This window comes from Pseudomonas sp. B22129, from assembly GCF_044218875.1.
Taxonomy (GTDB): domain Bacteria; phylum Pseudomonadota; class Gammaproteobacteria; order Pseudomonadales; family Pseudomonadaceae; genus Aquipseudomonas.
Genome location: NZ_CP162592.1, coordinates 4193062 through 4217183 on the forward strand (window position 1 = coordinate 4193062; position 24122 = coordinate 4217183).

At 63.0% G+C, this 24122-nt stretch carries 25 protein-coding genes; 16 read left to right on the top strand and 9 right to left on the bottom strand.

Features of this window, described 5'->3' with window-relative positions; genetic code table 11:
* Positions 1–16: 16 nt before the first annotated feature.
* Complete coding sequence (locus AB4P94_RS19345; protein WP_395606947.1) at positions 17–1066, bottom strand: LacI family DNA-binding transcriptional regulator; 1050 nt, start codon at positions 1064–1066, stop codon at positions 17–19.
* A 161-nt stretch (positions 1067–1227) separates the two neighbouring features.
* On the opposite strand from AB4P94_RS19345, the gene AB4P94_RS19350 reads away from it, so the two are divergent.
* The 5 genes from AB4P94_RS19350 to AB4P94_RS19370 are packed head-to-tail and all read left to right on the top strand — an operon-like array spanning position 1228 to position 5685.
* Positions 1228–2334, top strand: a complete 1107-nt coding sequence (locus AB4P94_RS19350) for a fatty acid desaturase family protein (protein ID WP_395606948.1) — start codon at positions 1228–1230, stop codon at positions 2332–2334.
* Positions 2331–2654 (top strand): MocE family 2Fe-2S type ferredoxin, encoded by a 324-nt coding sequence (locus tag AB4P94_RS19355; RefSeq protein WP_395606949.1) that lies wholly within the window; start codon positions 2331–2333, stop codon positions 2652–2654. Before AB4P94_RS19350 ends, AB4P94_RS19355 begins: the two co-directional genes overlap by 4 nt.
* Positions 2654–3853, top strand: coding sequence for an NAD(P)/FAD-dependent oxidoreductase (locus AB4P94_RS19360; protein ID WP_395606950.1), 1200 nt, complete (start codon positions 2654–2656; stop codon positions 3851–3853). The genes AB4P94_RS19355 and AB4P94_RS19360 overlap by 1 nt, the downstream gene beginning before the upstream one ends.
* 1 nt (position 3854) lies before the next feature.
* Positions 3855–4673 carry a sugar phosphate isomerase/epimerase family protein gene (locus tag AB4P94_RS19365; protein ID WP_395606951.1) on the top strand — a complete coding sequence of 273 codons (819 nt, stop codon included), beginning with the start codon at positions 3855–3857 and terminating at the stop codon, positions 4671–4673.
* 49 nt (positions 4674–4722) lie between these two features.
* Positions 4723–5685: a Dyp-type peroxidase gene (locus AB4P94_RS19370; RefSeq protein WP_395606952.1), complete on the top strand. Its 963-nt coding sequence runs from the start codon at positions 4723–4725 to the stop codon at positions 5683–5685.
* A gap of 133 nt (positions 5686–5818) precedes the next feature.
* On the opposite strand, the gene AB4P94_RS19375 is transcribed toward AB4P94_RS19370, so the two are convergent.
* Positions 5819–6691, bottom strand: a complete 873-nt coding sequence (locus tag AB4P94_RS19375; protein WP_395606953.1) for an undecaprenyl-diphosphate phosphatase — start codon at positions 6689–6691, stop codon at positions 5819–5821.
* A gap of 179 nt (positions 6692–6870) precedes the next feature.
* On the opposite strand from AB4P94_RS19375, the gene AB4P94_RS19380 reads away from it, so the two are divergent.
* On the top strand, positions 6871–7377 hold the full coding sequence (locus tag AB4P94_RS19380; RefSeq protein ID WP_395606954.1) for a GNAT family N-acetyltransferase: 507 nt from the start codon (positions 6871–6873) through the stop codon (positions 7375–7377).
* On the opposite strand, the gene AB4P94_RS19385 is transcribed toward AB4P94_RS19380, so the two are convergent.
* Complete coding sequence (locus AB4P94_RS19385) at positions 7355–8299, bottom strand: GlxA family transcriptional regulator (RefSeq protein WP_395606955.1); 945 nt, start codon at positions 8297–8299, stop codon at positions 7355–7357. The two genes, AB4P94_RS19380 and AB4P94_RS19385, sit on opposite strands and share 23 nt — an antisense overlap.
* 173 nt (positions 8300–8472) lie before the next feature.
* Between AB4P94_RS19385 and AB4P94_RS19390 the strand changes: the two genes are divergently transcribed.
* The 3 genes from AB4P94_RS19390 to AB4P94_RS19400 all read left to right on the top strand — a co-directional run bounded on the left by AB4P94_RS19390 (position 8473) and on the right by AB4P94_RS19400 (position 10980).
* On the top strand, positions 8473–9102 hold the full coding sequence (locus AB4P94_RS19390) for a TetR/AcrR family transcriptional regulator (RefSeq protein ID WP_395606956.1): 630 nt from the start codon (positions 8473–8475) through the stop codon (positions 9100–9102).
* Positions 9099–9776: a type 1 glutamine amidotransferase domain-containing protein gene (locus tag AB4P94_RS19395; protein ID WP_395606957.1), complete on the top strand. Its 678-nt coding sequence runs from the start codon at positions 9099–9101 to the stop codon at positions 9774–9776. The genes AB4P94_RS19390 and AB4P94_RS19395 overlap by 4 nt, the downstream gene beginning before the upstream one ends.
* Positions 9777–9855: 79 nt before the next feature.
* A complete protein-coding gene (locus AB4P94_RS19400) occupies positions 9856–10980 on the top strand; it encodes an alkene reductase (RefSeq protein ID WP_395606958.1) in 1125 nt (374 codons plus the stop codon).
* A gap of 150 nt (positions 10981–11130) precedes the next feature.
* Here the strand turns inward: AB4P94_RS19400 and AB4P94_RS19405 are convergent, their stop codons facing one another.
* Complete coding sequence (locus AB4P94_RS19405; protein WP_395606959.1) at positions 11131–12129, bottom strand: NAD(P)H-quinone oxidoreductase; 999 nt, start codon at positions 12127–12129, stop codon at positions 11131–11133.
* Between the two features lie 161 nt (positions 12130–12290).
* On the opposite strand from AB4P94_RS19405, the gene AB4P94_RS19410 reads away from it, so the two are divergent.
* Positions 12291–13166, top strand: a complete 876-nt coding sequence (locus AB4P94_RS19410) for a LysR family transcriptional regulator (protein ID WP_395606960.1) — start codon at positions 12291–12293, stop codon at positions 13164–13166.
* A gap of 511 nt (positions 13167–13677) precedes the next feature.
* Here AB4P94_RS19410 and mntP read toward each other — a convergent pair.
* Together mntP and AB4P94_RS19420 are read right to left on the bottom strand one after the other, a co-directional pair.
* Entirely contained in the window at positions 13678–14241 is a 564-nt protein-coding gene (gene mntP / locus AB4P94_RS19415) for a manganese efflux pump MntP (RefSeq protein WP_395606961.1), read from the bottom strand.
* 220 nt (positions 14242–14461) lie between these two features.
* Positions 14462–15034 carry a LuxR C-terminal-related transcriptional regulator gene (locus AB4P94_RS19420; RefSeq protein WP_395606962.1) on the bottom strand — a complete coding sequence of 191 codons (573 nt, stop codon included), beginning with the start codon at positions 15032–15034 and terminating at the stop codon, positions 14462–14464.
* 130 nt (positions 15035–15164) lie between these two features.
* Between AB4P94_RS19420 and AB4P94_RS19425 the strand changes: the two genes are divergently transcribed.
* Genes AB4P94_RS19425 through AB4P94_RS19435 form a run of 3 tightly spaced genes read left to right on the top strand, consistent with a single transcriptional unit; the run spans position 15165 to position 19242 of the window.
* Complete coding sequence (locus tag AB4P94_RS19425) at positions 15165–16343, top strand: acetyl-CoA acetyltransferase (protein ID WP_395606963.1); 1179 nt, start codon at positions 15165–15167, stop codon at positions 16341–16343.
* Between the two features lie 3 nt (positions 16344–16346).
* Positions 16347–17879, top strand: coding sequence for a class I adenylate-forming enzyme family protein (locus tag AB4P94_RS19430; protein ID WP_395606964.1), 1533 nt, complete (start codon positions 16347–16349; stop codon positions 17877–17879).
* 43 nt (positions 17880–17922) lie between these two features.
* Positions 17923–19242 (top strand): MFS transporter, encoded by a 1320-nt coding sequence (locus tag AB4P94_RS19435; protein WP_395606965.1) that lies wholly within the window; start codon positions 17923–17925, stop codon positions 19240–19242.
* Between the two features lie 4 nt (positions 19243–19246).
* Here AB4P94_RS19435 and AB4P94_RS19440 read toward each other — a convergent pair whose 3' ends face one another.
* Positions 19247–19558 (bottom strand): hypothetical protein, encoded by a 312-nt coding sequence (locus AB4P94_RS19440; protein WP_395606966.1) that lies wholly within the window; start codon positions 19556–19558, stop codon positions 19247–19249.
* 217 nt (positions 19559–19775) lie between these two features.
* On the opposite strand from AB4P94_RS19440, the gene AB4P94_RS19445 reads away from it, so the two are divergent.
* Genes AB4P94_RS19445 through AB4P94_RS19455 form a run of 3 tightly spaced genes read left to right on the top strand, consistent with a single transcriptional unit; the run spans position 19776 to position 21911 of the window.
* Positions 19776–20405, top strand: coding sequence for a secretin and TonB N-terminal domain-containing protein (locus AB4P94_RS19445; RefSeq protein WP_395606967.1), 630 nt, complete (start codon positions 19776–19778; stop codon positions 20403–20405).
* The gene (locus AB4P94_RS19450) at positions 20402–20947 is read left to right on the top strand and encodes an RNA polymerase sigma factor (RefSeq protein WP_395606968.1); all 546 of its coding nucleotides are present in this window, start codon (positions 20402–20404) and stop codon (positions 20945–20947) included. The genes AB4P94_RS19445 and AB4P94_RS19450 overlap by 4 nt, the downstream gene beginning before the upstream one ends.
* A 37-nt stretch (positions 20948–20984) precedes the next feature.
* Positions 20985–21911: a FecR family protein gene (locus AB4P94_RS19455; protein ID WP_395606969.1), complete on the top strand. Its 927-nt coding sequence runs from the start codon at positions 20985–20987 to the stop codon at positions 21909–21911.
* 24 nt (positions 21912–21935) lie between these two features.
* Here the strand turns inward: AB4P94_RS19455 and AB4P94_RS19460 are convergent, their stop codons facing one another.
* Together AB4P94_RS19460 and AB4P94_RS19465 are read right to left on the bottom strand one after the other, a co-directional pair.
* Complete coding sequence (locus AB4P94_RS19460; protein WP_395606970.1) at positions 21936–23024, bottom strand: LLM class flavin-dependent oxidoreductase; 1089 nt, start codon at positions 23022–23024, stop codon at positions 21936–21938.
* Positions 23025–23259: 235 nt separating this feature from the next.
* Complete coding sequence (locus AB4P94_RS19465; RefSeq protein WP_395606971.1) at positions 23260–24102, bottom strand: AraC family transcriptional regulator; 843 nt, start codon at positions 24100–24102, stop codon at positions 23260–23262.
* Positions 24103–24122 lie beyond the last annotated feature (20 nt).

Genomic DNA, 24122 nt, shown 5'->3' on the forward strand with positions numbered 1-24122 from the left:
GCGCGCTTCACAATCGTCAGTCGCCGAGGTTTTCCGAGGTCACGATCTGCGGCGCAATGTGCACCCGGTGCTGCCGCGGATCGAACGCCTCGGCGGTCTGCAACGCCACCAGCAGTTGCACCAGCGCCGTGGCCGTCTGGCGCGGCTGTGAGTCCATCACCACATCGATCAGCCCGTGGCGCAACGCCTGGCGCGACAGCTCGGTGGACTCCTGCAAAATGCAGCACAGCGCCGGGCGTTTGGGCAACTGCGCCAGGGCGCTGATGATGCCGTCACCCCCGCCGCCGACCACGCAGAGGCCGCGCAGGTCGTTGTGGCGGCTGATCAGGTCCAGGGTCGCTTCTTCGGTAATGTCGCTGTTGTCCAGGTTGATCAACGGCTCCAGCGGCTTGAGCCCGGGGGCGTGTTCGGCGAGGTAGCTGTGCAAACCTTCAACCCGTGCCTGATGGCCGAGAAAACGGTGGCCGCCCAACAGAATGCCGACGCTTCCTTTGCGCGCGCCGCAGGTTCGCGCGAGCAGCCAGCCCATGGTGCGCCCGACCACGTGGTTGTCCTGGCCCACATAGGGTTCGGCCGCTTGCTCGTGGATGTCCGAAAGCAGCGCCACCACCGGCACGCCGGCGGCGCGGATTTGCATGAGGGTCGCGTTGATCAGCGGGTGGGCAAAGCTGACGACCGCGAGGGCATCGCACTGCACGGCCAATTGTTCGATTTGCCCGACGATGGCAGCGGGCGTGCGGTCGATGATGTAGTCGAACTGGCAGGTCAGGTTGGCCGTGGCGTGGTGGTAGGCAGCGTCGCTGATCGACTCGGCCAGGTTGGCGTAAAACGCCTGGGCCGTGCCCAGTAGCAGGATGCCAAAGCGATACGTCGGGCGGCGTTCGCGAATGCGTTGGCCAATCAGCCGTGCGGCGAAATAACCCACGGCTTCGGCGGCCTGGAACACCTGCTCGGCGGTGTCCGGATTGACCGGCGCGCGGGCATTCAATACCCGGTCGACGGTCGCCACACTCAGGCCCGCGTGGGCGGCGACAGTGGCAATGGTTGGGCGTTTATTGTTGTTCATGACAGGCCCCTTGAGCGCCTTGATAGAAAACTATCAAGCTGCGCCGAGGCCTGATGATAGCTTGATAGGGAATGGATTCAAGGCCTTGAGGGGCAATAAACCGTTCTCTATCGTTTGTTTCGCAAAGCACTTGAAACCCACGCTTGCGGAGAACAATAACAATGCCTGAACACACCGCCCGTACCGCTCGGCGCGACTATAGCCTCACTGGCCCCGAAGCTGCCCGTGCGGCAGAAAAAGGTCTGGTCTCAGCGAGTTGGTACCAGTCGCCCATTTCCCGTAAACGCATGAAAGAACTGATGCAGCGCCGCGACGGCCCGGCCTTGCGCGACACCGCGATCTGGGTGAGCGCATTGCTGGTCACAGGCGCCGGGGGCTGCCTGTTCTGGGGGACCTGGGCCTGCGTGCCGTTCTTCCTGGCCTATGGCGTGCTCTACGGCACCGCGTCCAACCCGCGCTGGCACGAAACCGGCCACGGCACCGCGTTCAAGACCCGCTGGATGAACGATGGGCTGTACCAGGTTGCGAGTTTCATGTGCATTTTCGAACCGCATGTGTGGCGCTGGAGCCATGCCCGTCATCACACCGACACCATTGTGGTGGGCCGCGACCCGGAGATCGTCGAGCCGCGCCCGCCGAGCTTTTTGATGATGTTTTTGAGCCTGTTCAACCTGCCGCTGGCCTGGAAAACCTTCAGCGGCGTGGCGCGGCATGTCGTCGGCCGGATGAGTGCCCAGGAGCAGGACTTCATTCCCGAGTCCGAGTGGCCAAAGGTGTTTCGTGCGGCGCGGATCTGGGTCGGCATTTACGCGGTCGTGCTCGGCACTGCCCTCTACTTGCACAGCTGGCTGCCGCTGATGCTGGTGGGCCTGCCGAGCCTTTACGGCGCCTGGCTCGGCTATGTGTTTGGCCTGACCCAGCACGTGGGCCTGGCCGAGGATGTGCTCGACCACCGCAGCAACTGCCGCACCATATACATGAACCGCGTGCTGCGCTTTATCTACATGGACATGAACTACCACCTCGAACACCACATGTACCCGATGGTGCCGTACCACGCGCTGGCACAACTGCACGACGAAATCCGCAGCGACTGCCCGTCGCCCTACGCGAATCTGTTGGAGGCCTATAAAGAGATCATCCCCACGATCTGGAAGCAGCGCAGCGACCCGACCTATTTCGTGCAGCGCCCTTGTGGTGAGCGAGCAAGCTCGCTCACCACAACAAGCTCGCTCGCCCACCACAAGAAATTGGAGAAAACACCATGAACGATCAATGGATCGACGTCTGCGCCGTGGGTGAAATAGACGAAGAGGACGTGATGCGCTTTGACCACGGGCCGCACACTTACGCGGTGTACCGCTCGGCCGAGAATGAATTTTTCGCCACGGCAGGCCTGTGCACCCACGAGAAAATCCACTTGGCCGACGGCCTGGTGATGGACCATGTGATCGAATGCCCCAAGCACAACGGGCGCTTCGATTACCGCTCCGGCAAAGCCCTCGGCGCGCCAGTGTGCGTCAACCTCAAGACCTTTGCGGTACGGGTCGAAGCGGGGCGGGTGTTGCTCGCCGTCATGGCGCAATGATGAACGCACCGCTTGTGATCGTCGGTGCCGGCCATGCCGGTGGCCGTGCGGCGCTGACCTTGCGCGAAGAAGGGTATACCGGGCGCCTGATCCTGATCGGCGATGAACCGCACGCACCCTACGAGCGGCCGCCGCTGTCGAAGGGCGTGTTGCAGGGCTCGGCGGATCTGGCCGGTTGCAGCCTGTGTGACGGCGCCCGGCTCGCCGCGTTGAACATCGAGCATCTGGCGAGCAACCCCGTACGCCTGCTGGAACCGCAGCACCAGCGCCTGCAACTGGCCGATGGTCAGTGGTTGCCCTACGCCGGGCTGTTGTTGGCCACCGGAGGCCGGGCGCGGCGCTTGCCGCCCAGTGAAGGCAACGTGCTGTACCTGCGTACCCACGATGAAGCGCTGGCGTTGCGCGCCGCCTTGCGCCCGGGTACGCGGCTGGTGATTGTCGGCGGCGGTTTTATCGGCCTGGAAGTGGCGGCGTCGGCGCGCAGCCTCGGGTGTGAAATGACGGTACTGGAGGCTGGCCCGCGGCTGGCGGGGCGCGTGCTGCCGCCCGTCATCGGCGAGGCGCTGTTGAATATGCACCGTTCGCAGGGCGTGGACGTGCGCTTGAACGTGGTGCTGGAATCCATCAGCCCTGACGCGGTGTGGTTGGTCAGCGGGGAGCGGCTGCCGTGCGACGTGGTGGTAGCGGGTATCGGCATGCAGCCCAACCTCGAACTGGCCACGCAGGCAGGGCTGGAAGTCGGGCAAGGCATCCGCGTGGATGCGTGCTTGCGCACCAGTGCGCCAAACATTTATGCGGCAGGCGATGTGTGTGAGTTCAGTGTCAATGGCCTCTACCAACGCCAGGAAACCTGGCGCAATGCCGAAGCCCAGGGGCGGCATGCCGCGCTGAATCTGTTGGGACGTGAGTTAGCGTTCGAGGCGGTTCACGGTTTCTGGTCCGATCAGTACGACTGGGGGTTGCAGGCGGTCGGCGTGATGACCCCGCGCACGGTCAGCCGCCCGCTGGCGGGTGGGGGGGTGTTGCTGTTCTACCTCGACGCCGACCAGCGTTTGCAAGGCGCCTGCGGCTGGGCGCCCGGCAACAGCGTGGCCAGGGACATCAAGCTGTGTGAGCGCCTGATCACGACCGCCATGCCTTTGAGCGAAGCCAGCCTGGCCGATCCTGAGCGGTCTCTCAAACACTGGCTGCGAGGCTGATATGCGCCAATTTCTGGTGTTCCAATCCCTGTGGGCGATGCAAACCGAACCGGGCCCGCTTGAAGCGTGGCTGGACCGGATCGCCGCCGCCGGATTCGACGGCGTCACCGACCATTACTGGAAACCTGCCGATGTCTCACGCCTGCACGCCGCCGCCACGGCCAGGGGTTTGCAGATTGAAGGCCAACTGTTCCCGCAGACGGTGGATGACCTGGCGGCGGCGCTGGAGGTGATCAGCCGCTATGGCTGCCACCACCTCACCCTGCAGGCCGACGTGCGCCCCCGCACGCAGGCCGAGGCGGCCAAGCTCATCGAGGGCTGGCAGCGCCTGGCCGAGCAGGTGGACTTCCCGGTGCTACTGGAAACCCATCGTTACCGCCTCACCAACGACCTGTTGTTCACCCTCGACCTACTCGCGCAAATGCCTGACCTGAAGCTGCTCGCTGACCTGTCTCACTATGTGGTGGGTCGCGAGTTGCCCGAGCCTGGCGCTGTTGAGGATGACGCGCAGATACACGAAATCCTGCGCCACAGCTGGGGGTTCCATGGCCGTGTGGCGAGTAGCGAGCAGGTGCAGGTTTCCCTGGATTTCCCCCTGCATCAGGCGTGGGTCGAGCGTTTCACTGGTTGGTGGCGCTACGGCATCGAACACTGGCTGGCGCGCCCTGATACGCCCCATAGCCTGTCCTTCACCTGTGAGTTGGGGCCGCCCCCCTATGCAATCACGGGCGCCGATGGCCGTGAAATCAGTGACCGCTGGGCCGAGGCGTTGAAGATGAAGGTATTGATTCGAGACGTGTGGCAGAGCTGTCAAAGATGATCTGCTAATCTGCGCGGGTTCAATTCGCCCATCGCCTGTGGACCCGCCCATGAAGACATGCCCCGTTCAACCGCCCCTGGAACCGCAATCCGTCTGCCACCCGATCACCCGCAGTGCGATTTTCATGGTCGCCACCCTGGCCCCCGGCGACCTCGACGGCGTGCGCGGCTGGTGCGCCGACATTGCCGGCCTGGTGCGCTCGGTGGGCAAGCGCGTGCCGTCGGGCAACCTCACGTGCGTCTGCGGGTTTGGCTCAGTGGCGTGGGACCGGCTGTTCGGCGCACCACGCCCGGCGGCGCTGCATCCGTTTCGCGAGTTTGGCGTGGAGGGGCGCAAGGCTGTCTCAACGCCGGGCGATATCCTGCTGCACATCCGCGCCGACCAGATGGACCTGTGCTTTGAACTCGCCACGCAACTGATGGCGGCCCTGGGTGACAGCGTTACGGTGGTGGACGAGGTTCAGGGTTTTCGCTACTTCGATATGCGCAGCATCATCGGCTTTGTCGATGGCACCGAGAACCCGGTGGGGCGCAAGGCCGAGGGGTTCACGATTGTCGGTGATGAAGACAGTGAGTTTCGTGGCGGCAGCTATGTGCTGGTGCAGAAATACCTGCACAACATGACCGCCTGGAACGGCCTGACGGTAGAAGAGCAGGAGAAGGTGATCGGGCGCACCAAACTGTCGGACATTGAACTGGACGACGAAACCAAACCGAGCAATGCCCACAGTGCACTGACCGTGATCACGGACGAGCAGGGCGAAGAAGTGAAAATCCTGCGCGACAACATGCCCTTCGGCCGGCCCGGTGCCGGGGAGTTCGGCACCTACTTCATCGGTTACGCACGCTCGCCGCAACCCTTGGAGCTGATGCTGGAAAACATGTTCGTCGGCCGCCCGGTCGGCAATTACGACCGCTTGCTCGACTTCAGCACCGCCGTGACCGGCGGCCTGTTTTTCGTGCCGTCGGCCGACTTGCTCGAAGAGCTGGCTGAGCGTAAGCCGGGCCTCTAAGACCCTACAGTCCAACTGTGGGAGCTGGCTTGCCTGCGATAGCGGTCTGTCATCCAGCCAATGTGTCGCCTGACACGCTGCTATCGCGGGCAAGCCCGCTCCCACCTCGGATGTGTGGTGGTTTGCGAGTGAGTCAGTTCAATACGCCGGTGCTGACCGCCACAATCAGAAAGACCCCCAGCAACGCGCGGTAGATCACGAACGGCCAGGTGGAGAAGCGCTCCAGGAATTTCATCAGGCCCCAGATCGCAAAGAATGCCGAGATACTGGCCACCACCAAACCGAAGATCAAATGCGGCCAGGCGTGCGCCGGCATGTCGGCGTGCAGCAGCACCCACAGCTCTTTCAAGCCTGCGAGGGCGATGGCCGGCAAACCCAGCAGGAAGGAAAAGCGCGCGGCTTCTTCACGCTTGAAGTTCAGGAACAGCGCAGCCGTCAGCGTGGAGCCCGAACGCGATACGCCGGGAATCAACGCGCCAATCTGTGCAACGCCAACGATCAAGGCGTCGCGCAGGCGCATTTCGCTGACTTCACGGGTGTGCCGGGCACGCACTTCGGCCACGGCCAGCAATACCGCCATGACCACGCAGGAAATGCCGATCACCATCAGGCCACGCAGCGGCGAGTTGCAGGCGTTCAGGGTTGACGACAGCGCCAGGCCGGCGATGCCAATCGGGATGGTTGCCAGCACAATCGCCACCGCCAGCTTGAACCAGCGGTCGTTGTAGTCGCCACGGCGCACCGCACTGATGCTGCCGGTGGTGACCTGGCGTACATCGCGCCAGAAATAACTGACCACCGCCGCCAACGCCGCCAGTTGCATCGCCGCCGAAAACGCCGAGCCCGGGTCTTGCCAGCCGAGCAAGGCGGGTACCACACGCATGTGGGCGGTGGACGACACCGGCAGCAACTCGGTAATGCCCTGGATCACGCCCAGGATGAAAATCTGCAGGTAATCCAGGGAGGCAAAGCCTACATCCAGGCCGGCGGTACAGACGTTGGTCAAAATTCAGGTCCTTGAGAAAAAGGGGGTGGCGAGCGAAGTTTATTCTAAATGTTTCAGGATTTTGGCGGGGCCACCATCAATCTGCAATCGGTTCAGCAAACAGAAAGGTTATGCAATGTATTGGCCTGGGCACAGGTTTTGTGAACAATGGCGCCCTGCGTTTTTTGACCGAGAGCCCCATGCCTGAAACCACCGTCGAACTGATCCAGACCGGCCCCGAAGAAGCCGAGCTGATCCGCAACCTCTACCAGTACTACGCCTACGAGTCCTCGGACTGGGAGCAGGAAGATGTCGAAGCCGATGGCCGCTTTTACATCCATGACGAACACCTGGCCCGCTACTGGCAAGACCCGCAATGGAGCGCCAACTTGCTGTTGGTGGACGGCTATATCGCAGGCTTCCTGCTGATCGAAGGCAGCGAATTACCAGGCTTCGACGCCCTGGAACTGGCCGACCTGTTTATCCTCAAGCGCTATCGCCGCAAAGGCATCGGCCGCGCCATCGCCACCCAAGTGCTGTGCAGCGGCGAGGCGAACTGGCTGGTGCGCTTTTTTGATCAGGATGAAGTGTCCCAGGCGTTCTGGCGCACGGTGCTGGACAACCTGCCGCGCCCGGTGCAGACCCTTGAGCTGGAGGATGACCCGCAGTTGGTCAGTTACCTGATTACGCGCGCGGCGCTGCATTAAACACTTGCTGCATCGCCTGTGGCGCTTGCCCGAACGCCCTGAGAAATGCCTGGCGCATGCGCTCGCGGTCGCCGAAGCCGGTTTCGCGGGCCACCACTTCAACCGGGTGGCGGCTGGTTTCCATCAGCGCGCGGGCTGCCTCCACTCGCAGTGATTCGATGGCCTTGGCCGGGGTTTGCCCGGTTTCTTCGCGAAACACCCGGCTGAACTGGCGCGGGCTGAGCCGCGCCACATCGGCCAGGGCTTCCACCGACAGGTCATGGGTGAGGTTCTCACGGGCGTAGGCCAGGGCCAGTTGCACCCGGTCCGACTTGGGGTCGAGTTCCAGCAGCGCCGACAATTGTGATTGCTCGCTGCCACGGCGCTGGGCGATCACCAGCTTGCGTGCGATGCGCCGGGCGAGGTCGCCGCCCAGGTCGTTTTCCACCATCGCCAGCGCCAGGTCGACCCCGGCGCTCATGCCGGCACAGGTCCAGATCTGGCCGTCGACCACAAACAGCTTGTCTTCTTCCAGGTGAATGCCCGGGTAGCGCTTGCGAAACGCCGGGGCGTGAATCCAGTGGGTGGTGGTGCGCTTGCCTTCGAGCAGCCCGGCTTCGGCGAGTACGAAGATGCCCATGCACAGCGAGGCCACCCGGCGCGACTGCGCGGCAGCGGCCTTGACCAGCTCCAGCAGGCTGGCTTCTGGCAGGCGAAAATCCATATAGCCGCTGACGATCAAGGTGTCGTAACCCTGCGGCCGAATGGCCGTGGTGTTCACCGAGAAACCCTGTGACGTCATCACCGCGCCGCCCTCCTGCGACACCAGATGGAACTCATAGGCCGGCTCGCCCCGCAACAGGTTCGCGCATTCGAATACCGACCCGGTGCTGAGGCTCAGGCATTCGAAATTGGGGTAAACCAGCAGCGCAACGCTGTGCATTGTCATTCTCCAGGGGCGTTCGGTGAGGCGATTGTCGGCGTGTGCCGGGTAAACGGCAACCGCCAGCGTGCCGTGTCCGGAATCCTTGCGGATATGACATTGTTGCGGTTTGCCCCCACGCCTAACATTCCCTCAACGAACTAGACGACTGGTCTAATCGAGCGGGATGAACGATGAATAACGCCACCCACAGTACAAAGCAGATCCTCTTGGACACGGCGCAATCGATTGTCGGCCGTAAAGGTTTTTCTGCGGTGGGCTTGAACGAAATACTGCAAGCCGCCGAGGTGCCCAAGGGGTCGTTTTATCACTACTTCACCTCCAAAGATGCGTTCGGTGTGGTGTTGCTCGACCACTACTTCGACAGCTACGTGCACGGCATGCAGCAACTGTTCAGCCAACCGGGTTTAACCGGCTACGCCAAGTTGATGCGTTATTGGGACTGCTGGATCGACAACCAGACCGGCTGCACCCATGCAGGCAAATGCCTTGCCGTCAAACTCGGTGCCGAGGTGTCAGACCTTTCAGAGCCCATGCGTTTGGCCCTGCAACGTGGCACCGCGCGCACCATTGCGTTACTCGCCGAGGCCCTCGAACAGGCCATTGCAGACGGCTCGGTCGAGACCGCACAACCCGCGCAGGGTCTGGCTCAATGCCTGTATGCGTTGTGGCTGGGCACCAGCGTGATGAACAAAATCACCCGTACAACCGCGCCGTTTGACCAGGCGCTGCTGCTGACCCGACAGCTGTTGGGCCGCCCTGAACCCACTGACATCCACATCGATCGAGGCACCGGAAAATGAAAGTATTAATGGTACTGACTTCTCACGACACGCTTGGCGACACCGGCCGCAAGACCGGTTTCTGGCTCGAAGAGTTCGCCGCGCCTTATTACGCGTTCAAGGACGCCGGTGCCGATATCGTGCTGGCATCCCCGGCGGGCGGCCAGCCGCCGCTGGACCCGGTCAGCGACTTGCCGGATTTCCAGACCGAACAGACTCATCGCTTCGCTGCCGACCCGGCTGCTCAGCAGGCCTTGGCCACTACGGTAAAACTGGCGTCCGTCAACGCCGATGATTTCGATACGGTGTTCTACCCCGGCGGCCATGGCCCGCTGTGGGACCTGGCCGAGTCGGCGACCTCCATCGCCTTGATCGAAGCCTTTGAACGCGCCGGCAAGCCCATCGGTTTTGTCTGCCACGCACCGGGCGCGCTGCGTCACGTCAAGGCAGTCAACGGTGAGCCGTTGATCAAGGGCCGCCGCGTGACCGGGTTCTCCAACTCGGAAGAGGCTGCGGTGGAATTGACCGACGTGGTGCCGTTCCTGATTGAAGATGAGTTCAAAAAGCTCGGCGGCCAGTATGAGAAGGGCGCCGATTGGCAGTCGTTCGTGATTGAAGATGGTTTGCTGGTCACCGGGCAGAACCCTGCCAGTTCCAGCGACGTCGCCAAAGCCCTGCTGAAACTCACCGCATAAATCACTAAACCCGTTCACTCATTGGCGGCTCTTATGAGCCGCTGATGCTTTGGCTCGCCCTGAATTTGGACAACCCCACATGGCTGACAGCATTTTAAGTACCCCGCTAACACTGGGGCATCACACACTGAAAAACCGTGTCGTCCTGCCGCCCTTGACCCGTCAACGCGGTGCGCAGCCCGGTGATATTGCCACCGGCTTGATGGCCGACTATTACCGCCAGCGCGCGGGCGCCGGTTTCATGATCAGCGAAGGCACACAGATTGAGCCCCGTGGCCAGGGCTATGCCTGGACGCCGGGGATCTACAGCCCCGCGCAGATCGACGGCTGGCGCACCGTCACCGACGCGGTGCATGCCGAGGGCGGGGTGATCTTTGCCCAGCTGTGGCATGTGGGGCGCGTATCTCACCACGACCTGCAGCCCGCCGGTGGCGCGCCGGTGGCGCCGTCTGCGATCCAGCCGACGCAAGTCAAAGCCTTCATCGAAACCGCGCCGGGCGCCGGGGAACTGGTGCAACCGCCAGTGCCTCGGGCGTTGAGCACTGCCGAGGTCAAGGCGCTGGTCGGGCACTACGCCCAGGCCGCGCGCAATGCGCTGGATGCCGGCTTCGACGGGGTGGAAATTCACTCGGCGAATGGCTACCTGGTCAACCAATTCATCTCGGCCCATGCCAATCAGCGCGACGACGAATACGGCGGTTCGCTGCATAACCGTTTGCGTTTCCTGCGCGAAATCGTCGAGGCCGTGAGTGCCGTGGTCGGGCCTGAACGCCTGGGTGTGCGTTTTTCGCCGTTGTTCAGTGGCACCGACCAGGACCGCGTGTACATCGGTTTGGTGGAAGAAGACCCCCACACCACCTACCTCGAGGCGATCAAGGTGCTGCAAGCAGCTGGCATTGCGTACGTTTCCATCGCCGAAGCCGACTGGGACAATGCCCCGGAACTGCCGGAAACCTTCCGCCGGGCGGTACGCGATACGTTCAGTGGGCGCATCCTCTACGCCGGCCGTTACACCGCTGAACGCGGTGCACAATTGCTGGAAGCCGGGTTGGCGGACCTGATCGGGTTCGGGCGGCCCTTCATTGCCAACCCGGACCTGCCGCAACGGCTGTTCAACGGCTGGCCGTTGAACCCGCTGCGGGCCGAGGGGATGTACGGTGGCGGTGAGGCGGGGTATATCGACTACCCGACCTACACCGAATAAGAAGCCACCTCTGTGGCGAGGGAGCGTGCTCCCGCTGGAGGGCGAAGCCCTCCCAATTTTTAGCTGGCAGCGTGCAGCCGTGACGAAAAAGGGGCTGCTTCGCACCCCAGCGGGAGCAAGCTCCCTCGCCACAGGGCAGCCTGTTTTTCTTCAGGCTACGCGCAACACAATCTTGCCAATGTGATCCCCGCCTTCCATCCGCGCATGGGCCTGGTCGGCCGCCGTGTAATCAAACACCTGGTCGATCATGGGCAGGCAACGCCCCGCCGACAGCACCGGCCACACGTGCTCGCGCAGTTGCTCGGCAATGGCGGCTTTCTCATCCCTGGTGCGCGCGCGCAGCAACGAGCCGGTGACGATGGCGCGTTTGCCGAGGATGGTCAGCAGGTCAACATCATTGGCCCTGGCGCCGCCGAGGAAGCCCAGCATCACAATGCGCCCGTCCATGGCCAGCGCCTTGAGGTTGTTGTTGAGGTAGGAGCCGCCCATGATATCGAGGATCACATCCACGCCCTGGCCGGCGGTTTTTTCGGCGATGACATCAGCGAAATCCTGCTCGCGGTAGTTGATCGCTTCGGCACCGAGGGCGCGGATGGCGGCGCATTTTTCTTCGCTGCCGGCGGTGGCGAACGCCTCGATGCCGAACTCTCGGCACAGCATCAACGCGGTGGTGCCGATGCCGCTGGTGCCGCCGTGGATCAGCACGCGCTGGCCCTTGTGTGCGCCGCCGATGCCGAACAGGTTGGCCCACACGGTGAAGAAGGTTTCCGGAATTGCCGCCGCTTGAATCCATTCCATGCCATGGGGTACCGGCAATGCCTGGCTGGCGGGCACAGCACAATACTGCGCGTAGCCGCCGCCATTGGTCAGGGCGCAGACCTTGTCGCCCAGGCGATAGTCAGTCACGCCGTCTCCCAGTGCCACCACTTCACCGGCCACTTCCAGCCCGGGAATCGGGCTCATGCCGGGTTTCATCGGGTACTTGCCGGCGCGTTGCAGCGCGTCGGGGCGGTTGACCCCGGCGGCGTGTACCTGAATCAGAATCTCGCCGGCGGCCGGGGAGGGCACGGGTTCCTGGCGCGGTTTCAACACCTCGGGGCCGCCGGGGGTGGTGATTTCAATCAGGGTCATTTGCTGGGGAAGGGACATTTGAGCGTTCCTGTCGCGATGGGCGTATGAGTTGGGACCGCGACGCGTTGCCGGCGGTTCTGAGTATTTTTCTGTGGCGCCCAGCATACCCACAAGCGCTGATGCAATAATGCTGCGATTACACGGCATAACGATGCAAATATGCATCGGGAGGGGCGGCAATGAATTGGGACGATGCACGCGTGTTTCTGGCGGTGTGCCGCGAGACCACCTCTCGCGGCGCGGCACGCGTGCTGGGGGTGGACCAGGCGACCGTGGGTCGGCGAATCAACGCACTGGAAAAATCCTTGAACGCAACTTTGTTTTTGCGCACCTCCGAAGGCTACGTGCTGACGGCTGTCGGTGAAGCCGCCTTGCTTTCGGTGGAGAAAATGGAGCACTCGGCCCTGGACCTGGAGCGGCAGATCCAGGGCCTGGATGATCGCCTGACCGGCACGGTGCGGGTCAGTACCACCGACTCCATGGCCATCGACTTCCTGATCCCGGCCATCGCCAGCCTGCACGACCAACACCCGGACGTGCGCGTGCAACTGGACGCCTCCACCCAGCTGATCAGCCTGGCCAAGCGCGAAGCCGATATTGCCGTGCGCAACTCCCGCCCGGACAACCCCGACCTGATCGCCCGGCGTATCGCCCGTTGGCCGGTAGGCCTGTTTGCGTCACAGGGTTATATCGACCGCCATGGTGTACCGGAGCCCGGCAGCCTGTTTGCAGGCCATGACCTAGTGGTCTATCAACCGCATTTGCAACACCAGAAAGACATGACCCTGGTCTGCGAACCCTTGGGCCACGGGCGCATTGTGGCGGCGCTCAGCTCCAGCCTGCTGGTACGCCGTTCCATCGCCGCGGGCCTGGGTATTGGCGAGATTCCCGTGCACAGCGGCGAGCGTGACGGGCTGGTGCGGCTGTGGCCGGAACGCACCCGGCCGTTGCCCTATGACGTGTGGCTGGTGACCCATGCCGATTTGCGCCACACCGCCCGGGTTCGGGTGGTGATTGATGAAATCGTCGCGGCGTTTGCCGGCACGGGCGATTGAACCCTGGCGGTTCAGGAAGGCCAGCAGGTCTCAGGCGCGGGATTTTTTTGGTTGGAGTACATATCCGTTGCTGCGGTAACGGCCACCTAGGGTTCCGCTCTTACAGCGGGTCACTTTTTTACAAACGCCTAAAAAAGTAACCAAAAAAGGCTTTGCCCCACCACTCGGCACCTCGCTCACGCTCGGTGTGCCCGCACGCAGGCTTGAATCCGTGGGCCGCCGCCATGGGCCATCCCTGGCCCATCGCGGCTAACCCGGCGTCCTGCCGGGTTGCCCACGGATTCAAGCCTGCGTGCGGCCAGCGTGGTTTAACGGGGCGCCTGAGATCAAGATCAAGATCAAGATCAAAAGCAAGAGCACGGCGGCCTGACAGCCGGCCTGAGTGGTTGGAGCAAAAGCGCAGCGAACACCGTTTAGCTGATGTAATGAGCTTCAAATGTGGGAGCTGGCTTGCCTGCGATGCAGGCAACTCGGTACACCTGATGCGCCGAGTTGCTGCCTTGTGCATCACTCAAGCCGACAAGTGCTCATACAAAATCGTCGTACCCACCAGCATCAGCACCACGCCGCCGACCATTTCGGCGCGCTTGCCCACCACCGTGCCCAGCACCCGCCCAAGCATCATGCCGATGGTCACCATGGTCATGGTCGCCAGGCCAATCGCCGCCGAGGCCAGCAGGATGTTCACATCGACAAACGCCAGGCCCACGCCCACCGCCAGTGCGTCAATGCTGGTAGCAAACGCCGTGACGGCCAGGATCATGAAGGAGTGCTGGGTGGGTTTTTCGGCCTCTTCTTCATCGGCCTTGAGACCGTTGTAGATCATGTGCAAACCCAGCGCGACGAGCAGGGTAAAGGCGATCCAGTGGTCCCAGTGTTCCACCCAGCGTGTGGCCGCGTGGCCGATGGCCCAGCCGATCATGGGGGTAATCGCTTCGATCACACCAAAGATCAAACCGGCGCGCAGGGCTTCGGTGAGGCGGGGTTTGTGCAGGCTGGAGCCTTTGCCGATGGCCGCCGCGAAGGCGTCGGTGGACATGGCGAGTGCGAGGAGAATCAGGGAAATGGGGTTCACGGCGCGGCTTCCAGTCGGGCTGTATGAGTCAACGACACAGCCACGTGCCCGACTACAGGCGTGGATGTGTCGCTGGTCTCACCAACCACAACGGTGTTCGTACCACGGCAGGTTGCCGAATATGTTGATACGAACGCTTCCGAGCAGGTCAGAAGCCGGTTACTCCCCAACGAAGGGCCGGATCATAAACGGGCAGACATGAAAAAACTGTCAACGCGTTTTAAACCACCATGATGATCTTCGACACCAGCTCCACCACTGTCTTGGCCTGCAGTTTTTTCATCAGCCGCGCCCGGTGCACTTCCACTGTGCGGTGGGAAATGGCCAGGCGCAGGGCGATTTCCTTGGACTTCAAACCGTTGACGATGTGCATGGCAATTTCCCGCTCCCGTGGCGTCAGGTCGCCCGTGCCCTGGTGGCTACGGTCCAGGCGTTCGAAGTGCCACACCATCAGCTCAAACGGGTTTCTCGGGGTGAGCGTATAGCCGTGGGATTTGGCCCAGAACACTTCGCCGTTTTTGTGCTGCATGAAGCGTTCGTCGGAATAGAAGCCGTTCTGGCTGTCGAGTAACCAGTCATGGCTGCGCTTGCCGATGGCGTGATAGTCGGCCTGGGATGGGTAGATCAGCAGGGTCAACTGGTCCTGTAACGCTTCGCGCGGGTAGCCGAACAGCTGCAGGAAGGCTTCATTGCAGTCGACGATCACGCGGTGGCGCGTGACCAACTGAGGGGCCGGGGAGTGTTGGAAGGCCAGGCGCTGAATATCCTGGAAGGGCTGTGCTAATGCGTTCATTGGGCATCCTGCCTCGTCTTTTTGCGCGCCGGGTGGCTACTTATTCATGTAAGTAGTTACACGAATTGGCGAGCGGCCAAGGGTGGGTCATTGTAAGGAATGTCCGCACCAAGAACAGAAGAAATTACCTATGCCTGCTGATTGCGTCTCCATAGTTGCTGCCGGTCATTCGAAGTTTGGTCGCCTGGAAGGCACCACCCTTGAAGACTTGATCGTGCAGGTCACCCGCGAAGCCCTGACGGACGCGGCCATTGATGCGTCGCAAATTGACGCGCTGTTTCTCGGCCACTTCAATTCGGGGCTGGTGCCCGACGGGTTTGCCGCCTCGTTGCTGATGCAGGCCGACCCGGGGCTGCGTTTCAAACCTGCGACTCGCTGTGAAAACGCCTGTGCGTCAGGCTCGGCGGCGATTCAGGCCGGGGTCAACGCCATCCTGTCCGGCAGCGCCGAGCTGGTGCTGGTGGTAGGCGCGGAAAAGATGACCCACACCTCAACCGCCGAGGTCACCCGGGCCCTGGCGGGTGCCGGCTACCAGAACGACCCGGCCGAATCCGGCCTGAGCTTTCCCCAATTGTTCGGCCGTGCGGCGCGGCAATACGCCGAGCGCTACCACTGCCCGCTGGGTTCGATGGCGGCCATCGCCAGCAAGAACCACTCCAATGCCATGGCCAACCCGTTGGCGCAGATGCACCGGGTGATGGATTTCGAGCATTGCAACAACGTGTCTGCGAGCAACCCGTTTGTGGCCGAGTCCCTGCGCCTGACGGATTGCTCGCTGATCAGCGACGGCGCCGCGGCCATCATTCTCGCTTCGCCCAAGCGTGCGCGGGCGTTTCGGCGGGAGGTGCAGATCCGTGCGATGACCCAGGTCAATGACCTGCTGCCGATTGCCGGGCGCGACATCCTCGCCTTCGAAGGCCCGCAACGTGCAATCCATACGGCATTGCGCGCGGCGAATATCACCTTGAATGACTTGAGCTTCGCCGAGGTACACGACTGCTTCACCATCGCCGAACTGCTGATCTACGAAGCCATGGGCCTGGCGCCGAAAGGCGAGGGCCACCGTGTACTCGACAGCGGTGTGGTGCGCGCGGGCGGGCGTTTGCCGGTGAACCTCTCCGGCGGGCTCAAGGCCAAAGGGCATCCGGTGGGCGCGACGGGCGTGTCGATGCACGCGCTTGCGTTCCGCCAATTGACCGGTGAGCCCATTGGCCTGGCGGCGCCGAACCCTGAGTTCGGCCTGGTGTTCAACATGGGCGGCATGGCGGTGGCCAACTATGCCTCGGTCCTGCACGCGCGGCGGAGCTGAGCCATGAACATCGCCAATTGGCTGCATGACACCGCGCGCCGCGCCCCGCAACGCCCGGCGCTGTTCGACGGCACCCGGCAAGTGGCTGACTACGCCACCTTCGCCGCCCACGCCCGCCAGCGCGCGGCCTGCCTGGTCGACCAGCACGCCATTGTGGCGGGTGATGCGGTCGCGGTGCTGATGAAGAACAGCTGCGACTATCTGGAAGTGCTCTACGCCATTTGGTGGGTCGGCGCGGTGGCGGTGCCGATCAACGCCAAACTGCATCCGGCGGAAGCCGTGTGGATCGCCGATAACGCTGAGGCGAAGTTGATAGTGACCGACGGCGGACGGGTGTTTTCGTCGCGCGAATTACCCCAACGCTGCAAGGAGCTGGACGGCCACACACTGCCGCCCACCCGTGGCTGGCCGACCCTCGAACAGCCCGTGCCGCGCCAGGACAGCGACCTCGCCTGGCTGTTCTACACCTCCGGCACCACCGGGCGCTCCAAGGGCGTGATGTTGTCCCACGGTAACCTGATTGCTATGTCGCTGTGTTACGCCACCGATGTCGACACGGTCAGCCGCGACGACGCGGCGGTGTATGCCGCGCCGATGTCCCACGGCGCCGGGCTCTACAACTTCATTCACGTGCGCTGCGGCGCGCGGCATGTGGTGCCGGCGTCCCGGGGGTTCGACGCTGCCGAGCTGTTCGGGCTGGCGACGCAAATGGGCAGGGTTTCGCTGTTTGCCGCACCGACCATGGTCAAGCGCATGGTCGAACAGGCGCGGCGCCAGGGTTACAGCGGCGAGGGTATCAAAACCCTCGTCTACGGCGGCGGCCCGATGTACCTGGCGGACCTGCGCGAGGCGGTCGACACCTTCGGCCCGCGCCTGGTGCAGATCTACGGCCAGGGCGAAAGCCCGATGACCATCAGCGTGTTGCCCCGCGCCCTGATTGCCGACCGCGCACGGGCCGACTGGGCAACGCTCGCTGCGTCCGTGGGCCATGCGCAATCCTGCGTGGAAATCCGCATTCTCGATACACAGCACCAGCCGCTGCCTGCGGGCCAGCGCGGCGAAATCGCCGTGCGTGGTGCAACGGTCATGCAGGGTTACTGGCGCAACCCCGAAGCCACCCGGCAGGCTTTGGTCGATGGCTGGTTGCTGACCGGCGATATCGGTTTTCTCGACCCGGCCGGTTACCTGACCCTTACCGACCGCTCCAAGGACGTGATCATCACCGGCGGCAGCAACGTGTACCCGCGTGAAGTCGAGGAGGTACTGGCCCAGCATCCCAACGTGTTTGAAGTCTGTGTGGTGGGCGAGGCGGATGAGCAATGGGGCGAGTCGGTGGTGGCCTTCGTCGTCACGCGCGACGGGCAGTTGCTCGAAGATGCCGAACTCACCAGCTGGTTTCTCGCGCGCATGGCCTCGTTCAAGAAGCCGAAGAAGTATGTGTTCCGCGACGAACTGCCGAAGAACAGCTACGGCAAGATCCTCAAGACCGACTTGCGGCAGCGGTTGAAAGAGGCGAGTATCGCCGCCGTTCGCTGAACCCGCTATTCCATGGATTGATAGACGACAAGGAGTCCCTTCGATGGGCATTTACGCGCAAGACACGGCCCGCAAGCGGCGCCGTGCGTTTCTCGGTGCCACCTCCGGCCACTTGATCGAGTGGTACGACTACGGCGTCTACGGCTTTCTCGCCGTGTACATCGGCCAGGCGTTTTTCGTCTCCGACGACCCCACCACCAGCTTGCTGGCCAGCTTCGCCGCGTTTGCCCTGAGCTTTTTCATCCGGCCATTGGGCGGGCTGTTCTTCGGCCCGTTGGCGGACAAGATCGGCCGGCGCAAAACCCTGATCATGGCGTTGGTGATGATGACCGGCTCCACGGTGCTGCTCGGCCTGTTGCCGACTTACGCCACGCTGGGCATCGCCGCACCCATCCTGTTGATTCTGGTGCGGTGCGTGCAGGGCTTCTCGGCAGGCGGCGAAATCGGCACGGTCACCAGCTTTATCTCCGAATACGCCGGCCCCGGCCGCCGGGGCTTTGCCACGTGCTGGCTGATGGTCACCGCGGTGCTCGGCCTGCTGCTGGGCGGTGCCGTGGCCAACGGTATGACCTGGGTGCTGGGCGCTGATGTGATGCAGGAATGGGCGTGGCGCGTGCCATTTCTGATCGCTGCACCGCTGGGCTTTATCTCCATGTACATCCGCCTCAAGCTTGAAGACAGCCCGGAGTTTCTTGCCCTGCAACGGGCCGGGCAAACCTCGCGCGCACCGCTGCGCGAAGTCTGGCAGTGGAAGCGTGCGATTGCCCTGGTGTTTTTTATCATCACCTTGCACAGCTCGATCTTTTACCTGGTGCTGACCTTCGCCTCGACCTACATGGCCAAGATTCTCAAGTTCGACAGCGGCACCACCTTGCTCTACGTGTTCGTCGCCAGTTTCTCGGCGGCGTTCGTGATGCCGTTTGGCGGCGCGTTCACCGACAAATATGGGCGCAAACCCTTCCTGATGGTGATCGGCACGCTGGCCACGCTGGCGATGTTCTGGCTGTTCAAGACGGCGCCGACCGCCACGCCCGCGACCTTCTTTGCGCCGTTGATGGCCGTGGCGATCCTGTTCGGTCTGTATGCCTCGTCGACCTATGCGCTGATGAGCGAACTGCTGCCCACGCGCATCCGCTCCACCGGGATTGCCGTGGCGTATAACGTGCCGGTCGCGGTGTTTGGCGGCAGTGCGCCGCTGATCTCCACCTGGCTGATCAAGGTAACCGGCGACATCACCTCGCCGTGGTATTTCTACGTGGCCACGGGCGTGGTCTCGCTGATTGCCCTGGTGCTGCTGCGCAAGGAGGACTTCGTGGCCAGTGGCAACCCGGCAGTGGTACCCGCTGGCGCAGCATTGGCCTGACGGCTCAGGGGCGCTGGGGCGTGACCGACGTCCCGAAGGTATTGCCCATGCGAATGCTGGTCGCCGCCGGGGTGGCCAGCCCCGCCTGGTTCGGCGGGCGTTTATGCACCGGCACGGTCAAGGCTTCGCGGTTTTTCTGTGCGGCCTTGGCGGCATCCGGGTCAGTGCTCATCTGCTGGCTCAGGCAGCCGTAGTCCGGCGCCTTGTACCCATCCACCGTCACTTCCGTGCAGCCTTTGGCAGCGGTTTCGGCGTGGGCGCTCAACGGCAGGGCAGCGCACAGCAACAGGCTGGCGAGGGTCGGAAAGTGCTTCATCGGGGCCTCCTGGCGGGCCCGCGGTGAGGGGCCGTCAATGCCGCAAAGTGTAGTGCAGCGGGCGTCTTGTCACCGTGATGTTTTTTTTGCCATCACCGTAACATCAGGTTCATAAACTGGCCTCAGGATGACGGTTTTCAAGGACACGTCAGCCGTGCAGCGATGCAACGCGGGGGGTGAGCAGGGGGGCTGGAGGCGTGCCGTTGGCGCCCTGGTCTTGCTGTTGCTGCTTGTCGCTGCGACGCCGACGAGGGCAGAGCCGCCGCTGTTGATACTGGACCTGCCTGCGCAAGACCTGGAACACGCCCTGCAAGCGTACAGCCGCGCCACCGGGATGGCGGTGCTGGTGGACCGCGAGTTGACGCGGGGCCGGCGCTCCCTGGGTGTGCACGGGCGTTTCACGGCGCAAGAAGCACTGGCGCTGCTGCTGACGGGGAGTGGTCTGATGGCGCGATATGCACGCGAGGATGCCTTCACCTTGCAACTGCCCGAGGTCAACCAGGCGGCTTCACCGCGCAACGCATCACGGGTCAACAACAGCTACGCCGCCGCGTTGCAACAAGCGATTGAGGCCAGCCTGTGCCGTTCACCGCTGACCCGCCCCGGTAGTTTCCGGGCGCTGGTGCAGGTGTGGGTCAACCCGCAAGGGGGGATCGAACACAGCCGGTTGGTCAGCTCGACCGGTGATGAGGTGCGCGATGAAGCCGTGTTGCTTGGCCTGGGCGCGGCCCGGGTGGAACGCCCGCCGCCGAGTTCGCTGCGCCAGCCGGTGACCTTACTTTTGATGCCCGACACAACAGGAAAACGCATGGAATGCACGGCAGGGAAAGGAGTCACGGGCGGATGAAAAACACCGGGCACAGTACGATGGTCAGCGTGTTTTTGGCGTCTTACGAGGACTTCAAAGTCCGTTTGCGCAAGCGCCTGGGCTCCGAGGACCTGGCAAACGACGTGCTGCACGAAACCTACCTGCGGGTCGACCGCATGGACGTGCCGCCGAACCTCCAGCAACCCAATGCCTACCTCTACCGAATGGCCTTGAACATCGCCGCCGACCGCCGCCAGGCTGACGCACGCCTGCTCACCGGCAGCGAGGTCGAAGAGCTGCTGCAAACCGCTGACGAAGCCCAGGACCCCTCGCGGGTGGTGGGCGGCCAGCGTGAGATTCAGTCGTTGGTCAAAGCCCTCTACGAATTGCCGGCGCGGCGTCGCAAGATCCTGATTGCTGCGCGGCTGGAGGAGGCGCCGCATCTGGAAATTTCCCAGCGGTTTGGCATTTCCACGCGCATGGTCGAGAAGGAAATCAAGGCCGCGCTGGGGCACTGCGCCAAACGCCTGGAAAGAAAAGTGATTCAGCGGTTCGGTCCCGGGGCCGGAAAACCGTCTTAGTGTTGAGTCCCTGAAAAAACCGCGAGTACCTGCACGCTTGAACATCTTCAATTTCCCCGCCGCACGGCCGATGCCCGCCGACCCGCTGCACGATGAAGCCCGTGACTGGCTGCTGCTGCTGACCTCGGGCCGCGCCACCGTGGCCGACGCCAAGGCGTTGCGCGCCTGGTGTGCCCGCAGCCCGGAGCACGCCCAGGCGTTTGAGCAGGTCAAGGCGTTGTGGCAGCAATTGGCCCCGGCTGCCGAACACCTCGCGCAACCGCGCCATTTCGGTCGTCGCGCCTTTCTGGGCGGGGCAATTGCGGCGTCGGCAGCGGTAGTGATGGTCCACGTTGGCCTGCCCGGCGGGTTTGCCGGGTTGACGGCGGACTACCGCACTGAAGTCGGCGAGCAGCGCCAGGTGGTGTTGAGCGAAGGCGTGAGCCTGGAACTCAACACCCAGACGCGCATCAGCCGGGTCGGGCAGGGCATTGAATTGCTGGAGGGCGAAGTCGAAGTGCTTGTCCACGGCGCGCAGCCGCTCAAGGTGCAGGCCGGAACCGGTTGGGTCAGTGCGGCACGGGCAAGGTTCAACGTGCGTAACACTGACCACAAGGTCTGCGTGACCTGCATCGACGGTGCGCTGTCGGTGGACGTCGCCGGGCGCAGCGTGCCGTTGCAACAGGGCCGGCAACTGACCTATGACGCCGCCGGGTTGGGCGAGGTGGCCACTGTCGATGCCCAGGCCGTAGTGGCCTGGCGCGAACAGGTACTGGTCTTCAACAACGCCACGCTGGCGACGGTGGTGGATGAAATCAACCGTTACCGCCCGGGCATGCTGGTGTTGCTGAACAAGGAACTGGGGCAGCGCCGGGTGCAGGCGCGTTTCAGTTTGCAGCAACTGGCCGGCGTGGCGCTGTTGATTCGCGACGCCTACGGGGCCAAGTGCACCGAGTTGCCGGGCGGGGTCGTGTTGCTGAGCTGATTCAACACGCCCCGGCCCGCGCCGTTAAGCGACCTTTTCTGCGGCCTGGCGCTCACGTTCGGCGACTAATTCCCGCGTCAGTGGAATCAGGCGTTTGCCGTAGTCGATCGCGTCATTGAGCGGGTCGAAGCCGCGAATCAGAAAGGTGGTAATGCCCAGGTCGTAATAGTCCAGCAGCGCTTCAGCGACCTGCTCGGCGGTGCCGACCAGAGACGTCGAGTTGCCCTGGGCGCCGAGCAGCCCGGCGATGCCGGTCCACAAGCGTTTATCCAGCCGAGAACCTTGGGCGGCGGCGGCGAGTAGACGCCGTGAGCCTTCATTCGGCGGTTCACGCCGCACAAAGCCGTTTTTCTCGGCCAAGGCGGTGGCCTGCTGCAAGATGCTGTCGGCACGCGCCCAGGCCAGTTCCTCTGTTTCGGCCAGGATCGGTCGCAGCGACAAACTGAAGCGAATCGTACGCCCGTGCTTGGCCGCTTCGGCGCGCACCTGGGTCACGACTTCGCGCACTTGCTCATAGGTTTCACCCCACAGTGCGTACACGTCGGCATGCTTGCCGGCCACCGCAATCGCCGCCGCCGACGAGCCGCCGAAATACAGCGGGATATGCGGTTGCTGCGGCGACTTCACGGCCGAATGCGCACCTTCGACCTGGTAGTACTTGCCCGCGAAATCGAAGGGCTTTTCACTGGTCCATTCCTGACGCACCACGCTCAGGTATTCGTCGGTGCGTGCGTAGCGTTCATCCTTGTCGATATGGCTGCCATCGGCGCGCAGCTCACGGTCGTCACCGCCGGTGATGATGTGCACGGCGGTACGGCCACCGTTGAACACGTCCAGCGTATTGAATTGCCGCGCGGCCAGAGTCGGCTGGGCAAAGCCTGGGCGATGGGCGATCAGAAATTGCAGCTTTTGGGTCACACTGGCGGCGTGGGCGGCAATCAGCGTGCTGTCCGGGCTGTTGGAGTGAAAGGCGATCAGCGCGCGGTCGAAACCGGCTTCTTCATGGGCGCGGGCCACGGTTTCCACATACTCGGGTTGCAGCACCGGGCCGCTGCGCGGATGAATTTCGGAGGCGTGGTGGCCGCCGATGTAGCCGATGAATTCAATGCTCATGGTCAGTTCCTTGATCAGGGGGTAATCAGCACCTCCACCGGGCAAGGGGTCGGCCATTGAGGTTAAAAGTAGGGCCAGCGGCACGCGTTGTAAAAGGCTGATTGGTTCTAACCTAATTATTAAAATAGAGAATCATAGGTTTATATAACTATTAGGAATGTGCATTTTAATTTCATCAGGTCATGCTTTCCGAGCTTTTACAGCGGTTCCATGCGATGAGTGCGTTCGCCATGCCTTAGTCCATGGCAATGCCGGGTTGCCCGGCCGTGCTGTTGACGCCGGCGCGGTCGGCCAGGTATCGCGCCGGCGGCTGGCCCACGGCCTTGCGGAACATGGTGATAAAGCCGCTGGCGTTCTCATAACCCAGGTCCAGTGCCACGCGCTGTACACTTTCCCCCTTGGCCAGGCGTTGCAGTGACAGGATCACATGCAACTGCCGGCGCCAACGCCCGAAACTCAAGCCCAACTCTTCCAGCAGCAAGCGGGTCATGCTGCGCTCGCTCATGCCGATGCGCACGGCCCATTGGCTGAGGGTGGATTTGTCGCCCGGGTCCGCGAGCAGGCTGTCGGCCAAGCGGCGCAGCCTTGCGTCCTGGGGCATGGGCAGGTGCAGGTCTTCGATGGGGGCTTCGGCCAGTTCATCCAATAGCGTGTTGATCAAGCGGCCCTGGGCGCCTTCCTCGTCATACAGTTGCGGGAAACTCACGGCCTTGGTGATCAACTCGTGCAACAAACCTGAAACGCCGAGGGTGCAGCATTGCTGGGGCAGAGCGTGCAAGGCGTCGGGGTCAACCAGCAGGCAATACACGTGCGCCTCGCCGGAGCCGCGCGCCGCATGGGACATGCCGCCGGGAATCCACAGCGCGCATTGTGGCGGCACAATCCAGATACCCGCTTCAATTTCACAGTGAATGACCCCGCGCAAGGTGTACATCAACTGCGCCTTGCGATGGGAATGCTGCTCATGCTCCCAGCTCTCGGCGGTGCTGGTCGCGCCCACTGCCACCACGGCGCGCGGGATCAGATCGGCGTCTTTGGACATTTGCGGGTCGCGCAGGTCGAGGCGATGGCGTTTCATGCAGGTTTGGCACTTTGGCT